Annotated in this window: 4 protein-coding genes and 1 pseudogene; all 5 read right to left on the bottom strand. The window is 51.9% G+C overall.

Features of this window, described 5'->3' with window-relative positions; all coding sequences use genetic code 11:
* Positions 1-103 precede the first annotated feature (103 nt).
* Positions 104-1,681 carry a bifunctional phosphoribosylaminoimidazolecarboxamide formyltransferase/IMP cyclohydrolase gene (gene purH, locus ABYW01_RS15135; protein WP_372834200.1) on the bottom strand — a complete coding sequence of 526 codons (1,578 nt, stop codon included), beginning with the start codon at positions 1,679-1,681 and terminating at the stop codon, positions 104-106.
* Positions 1,682-1,729: 48 nt separating this feature from the next.
* Positions 1,730-2,014, bottom strand: coding sequence for a DNA-binding transcriptional regulator Fis (fis, locus tag ABYW01_RS15130; RefSeq protein ID WP_371871895.1), 285 nt, complete (start codon positions 2,012-2,014; stop codon positions 1,730-1,732).
* A gap of 20 nt (positions 2,015-2,034) precedes the next feature.
* Complete coding sequence (dusB, locus tag ABYW01_RS15125; protein WP_372834198.1) at positions 2,035-3,018, bottom strand: tRNA dihydrouridine synthase DusB; 984 nt, start codon at positions 3,016-3,018, stop codon at positions 2,035-2,037.
* A gap of 248 nt (positions 3,019-3,266) precedes the next feature.
* Positions 3,267-4,160: a 50S ribosomal protein L11 methyltransferase gene (gene prmA / locus ABYW01_RS15120; protein WP_372834195.1), complete on the bottom strand. Its 894-nt coding sequence runs from the start codon at positions 4,158-4,160 to the stop codon at positions 3,267-3,269.
* A gap of 116 nt (positions 4,161-4,276) precedes the next feature.
* Positions 4,277-4,406: pseudogene (locus ABYW01_RS15115) on the bottom strand (IS1595 family transposase); the annotation flags it as partial.

The raw sequence follows: 4,406 nt of genomic DNA, 5'->3' as shown, positions 1-4,406 counted from the left end.
TTCGCGACCGCCGGAACCAATAATCAGTACTTTCATGTATATATCCTCTAAACACAGAATAGCCCGGACATGCCGGGCTACAGGTGTATTCGCTGATCACATCTTAGTGACGGAAGTGACGCATACCCGTGAAGACCATTGCCATGCCATGTTCGTCTGCGGCGGCAATAGTTTCTTCGTCGCGCATAGAACCACCTGGCTGGATGATCGCATCGATACCCGCAGCAGCAGCTGCATCAATACCATCACGGAATGGGAAGAATGCATCAGATGCCATGACGGAGCCTTTGACTTCCAGACCTTCATCAGCCGCTTTGATGCCAGCAATCTTCGCAGAGTATACGCGGCTCATCTGGCCTGCACCGATACCGATAGTCTGGCCGTCTTTCGCGTATACAATCGCGTTGGATTTAACGAATTTAGCCACTTCCCAGCAGAACAGAAGATCACGGATTTCCTGTTCAGTTGGCTGGCGCTGAGACACGACTTTCAATGCAGAAGCATCAACCATTCCCAGATCACGATCCTGAACCAATAAGCCGCCATTCACGCGCTTGTAGTCGAAACCATGGGCACGGTTAGCGTCCCACTCGCCGCATTCCAGCAGGCGTACGTTTGGCTTAGTTGAAACCAGATCGGACGCTTCCTGAGATACAGAAGGTGCGATGATGACTTCGACGAACTGACGTTCGATGATGGCCTGTGCGGTTTTAGCGTCCAGCTCACGGTTGAACGCGATGATGCCACCAAAAGCGGAGGTTGGGTCAGTCTGGTGAGCACGGTTATAAGCTTCCAGAATGTCTGCACCAATAGCCACGCCACAAGGGTTGGCATGCTTAACAATGACACATGCTGGCTCTTTGAAGGGTTTTACGCATTCCAGCGCTGCATCTGTATCAGCAACGTTGTTGAAAGACAGCGCTTTACCCTGCATCTGGCGAGCGGTTGCTACGCAGGCTTCAGCCGGGTTGGCCTCTACGTAGAATGCCGCACGCTGGTGTGGGTTTTCACCGTAGCGCATGTCCTGTGCTTTCAGGAACTGAGTGTTGAACGTACGAGGGAAGTCTGCTGGCTCCTCCTCTTCTCCTTCAACAATCGCACCCAGGTAGTTGGCAATCATGCCATCGTATGCAGCTGTGTGTTCGAACGCTTTTACTGCCAAATCGAAACGGGTTTTGTGGCTCAGGCCACCGTTACCCAGTTCTGCTGCAACTGCGTCGTAGTCAGATGCATTCACAACAATCGCCACATCTTTGTGGTTTTTAGCTGCAGAACGCACCATGGTAGGACCACCGATGTCGATGTTTTCGATCGCCATTGGCAGATCGCAATCAGGACGGTTGATGGTCTGTTCAAATGGATACAGGTTTACAACAACCATATCGATTGGTTTGATGCCGTGTTCGTTCATGACTGCATCGTCGGTACCGCGACGACCCAGAATGCCGCCGTGCACTTTCGGGTGCAGGGTTTTTACACGACCATCCATCATCTCCGGGAAACCGGTGTAGTCAGATACTTCAACTGCAGGGATGCTGTTTTCTTTCAGCAGCTTATAGGTGCCGCCGGTGGAAAGAATTTCAACACCTTGAGCGTTCAGTGCCTGAGCAAATTCTACAATGCCGGTTTTGTCTGACACGCTGATCAGCGCGCGGCGTACAGGAGTGGTGTTCTCTGCCATGGTGATTGGAGTTCCCATTAACTAGTAAAAAGCACTAATAAAAAGCGGTTACAGCAGACCGTATTGTTTCAGCTTCTTGCGCAGCGTACCGCGGTTCAGGCCAAGAACCTGAGAAGCTTTGGTCTGGTTGTCTTTGGTATATGCCATTACAGATTCGAACAAAGGCGCTTCGATCTCGGACAATACCATCTGGTATACGTCGGTTACCGGCTGTCCGTCGAGCTGACGGAAGTAGTTGTTCAGCGCCAAGTGTACGCTGTCCCGAAGGGTGCTACCGGTCTCTGCAGTTGCGTTCTGAGTGAGAGTCGGCTGAGTGATTTCTTTATATTCCACAGTATTACGTATCCAGTTTGTCATGCAGCCAGAGGGTCGGACAGACGATCGAAATAACGCTCGATCGCTGACGTTTGCTCTTCTGCTGTTTCCAATACATTGAATTCCTTGCGGAAGGATTTTCCTTCCGGCCGTGCTTGCAGGTACCACCCTACGTGCTTTCTTGCGATCCGAACGCCTAGGTAGTCGCCGTAAAAGGTTCGTAGCTCCTGCAAATGCCCCAGCAGAATTTTTCTAATCTCTTCCAGTGAGGGTTCTTCCATTAATTCACCTGTTGCCAGGTAATGGTTGATCTCCCTGAATAACCAGGGGCGTCCCTGTGCGCCTCGGCCAATCATCACGGCATCGGCACCGGTGTGCGCGATGACCTGTTTGGCCTTTTGGGGTGTATCGATATCGCCGTTAGCGAATACCGGAATAGACACGGCGTGTTTAACCGCTGCAATCGTGTCGTATTCGGCGTCGCCTTTGTATCCACAGGCGCGGGTTCTGCCATGTAGTGCCAATGCTGCTATACCGGCGTCTTCAGCCATACGCGCAATATTGAGCGCGTTACGACTTTCATGATCCCATCCGGTACGAAATTTCAGCGTGACAGGTACATCGACCGCCGCAACCACTGTCTGCAAAATGTCGGCAACCAGAGCTTCATCCCGCAGCAAGGCGGAACCAGCGGCTTTGTTACACACTTTCTTTGCAGGACAACCCATGTTGATATCGATGATTTGGGCCCCCCGTTCTGCGTTCATCCGCGCAGCCTCAGCCATCATATGCGCTTCACCGCCTGCGATCTGTACAGACCGTGGCTCGGTTTCACCCTGATGATTAAGACGGTAGCTGGATTTGCGAGACTTCCATAAACGGGTATCAGAGGTAACCATCTCGGACACAACCAAGCCCGCACCAAACTGCCGGCAAAGTTGCCGGAACGGTCGGTCCGTGACGCCTGCCATTGGTGCCAGAATAGTCTGGTTATCAATGGTATAAGGTCCGATTCGGAACATGGATTACCTTAATTTTGGGTAAAAAAACACCATGAAGCTGCACAGAGCCCCAAAGCAGATTTAAAACAAGGAAGGCGGACAATGATAACGCTTCAGACGCACAGGTCCAAGCCGTTTTTGATGGTTTTTTGTACGATTTTGGCTTGACTGTATTTGTCTTTTGGTCTTGGCGCAGGGCGCGTCATAGCTGGGATCAGGGACAACATAGGTGTCGTCCCTAATAATTTTTGTCGCTGTACGCAGTTTAATCAGCGTTTGATGCCGCAGATGCGAATCCAGCCTTCACGCTCAGCAGGCGGCTCGAGGTCAAACCATTGTGCATAGGCGGTGTTGATTGCTTCAGCCTGATCTTCCAGCAGACCTGACAGAGCCATGCGTCCACCCGACTTCACATGTTTGGCGATGGTTGGTGCCAGTTCAACCAGTGGGCCGGCCAGAATGTTGGCTACGATCACATCACCTTCGACATCTGGCGTATGCTCAGGCAGGAAGACATTGAGTCGGTTTTCAGCCAGCTTATTGCGTGCCAGGTTATCTTTGCTTGCCTGCAGGGCTTGCAGATCAATATCGACGGCCGTGACATGTTTCGCTCCGAGCAGCAGGGTAGCAATGCCTAAGATGCCGGAGCCGCAACCGTAATCGACAACCTCACAGTCATCCAGGTCTTGTGCATCGAGCCATTCCAGACACAGCGCGGTTGTCGGGTGGGTGCCCGTACCAAAGGCCAAACCCGGGTCCAGCATCATATTGACGGCATCAGGGTTGGGGGCTTCGCGCCAGCTTGGGCAGACCCAAAGGCGTTTGCCAAATTGCATCGGGTGGTAGCTATCCATCCATTCCCGTTCCCAGTCCTTATCTTCCAGGATTTCTGCTTTGATAGGGGGAAAGGGTGTGTCTGGGAATAGCTGCTCGTGTGCCTGGCGGATAAAACGGTTAGTGGCATCCAGATCGTGGTCGGCAGAGAACAGGCCGGTCACAATTGTGCTATCCCACAGCGGTGTTGTGCCCAGCTCGGGTTCAAAGATTGGCTGGTCTTTGTTGTCCTGATAGGTGACAGACGCGCAGCCCGCAGCAAGTAGCAGGTCTTCGTACTGTTCTGCGTGCTCAGGGGTCGTAGTAAGTTTTATCTGTAGCCAAGGCATGATGTGTTCCAGTTCACGAGAGAAATGCCAGTATATCGACTTATGCGTTGAGGTGGGAGATGGCGATCAGTGGATCGGGTAGAAAAAATGCAGTTAGTGAGCGGGCATAAAAAAGGCTATGTCTGAGTTAGTTGTTGCGATGAACGCTCAATTGCTTCAAATAGACAGAGCTCTGCGGTAATTGTGTTTGAATAACGCTCCAGAAGCCGCCGCCAACCTAAGTAATGCTTCAGGTACTTGGTTGCC

Origin of the sequence: Pontibacterium sp. (assembly GCF_041587635.1) — a bacterium.
Taxonomy (GTDB): Bacteria; Pseudomonadota; Gammaproteobacteria; order Pseudomonadales; family Balneatricaceae; genus Pontibacterium.
This window is presented reverse-complemented; position numbering and strand designations above follow the sequence as displayed.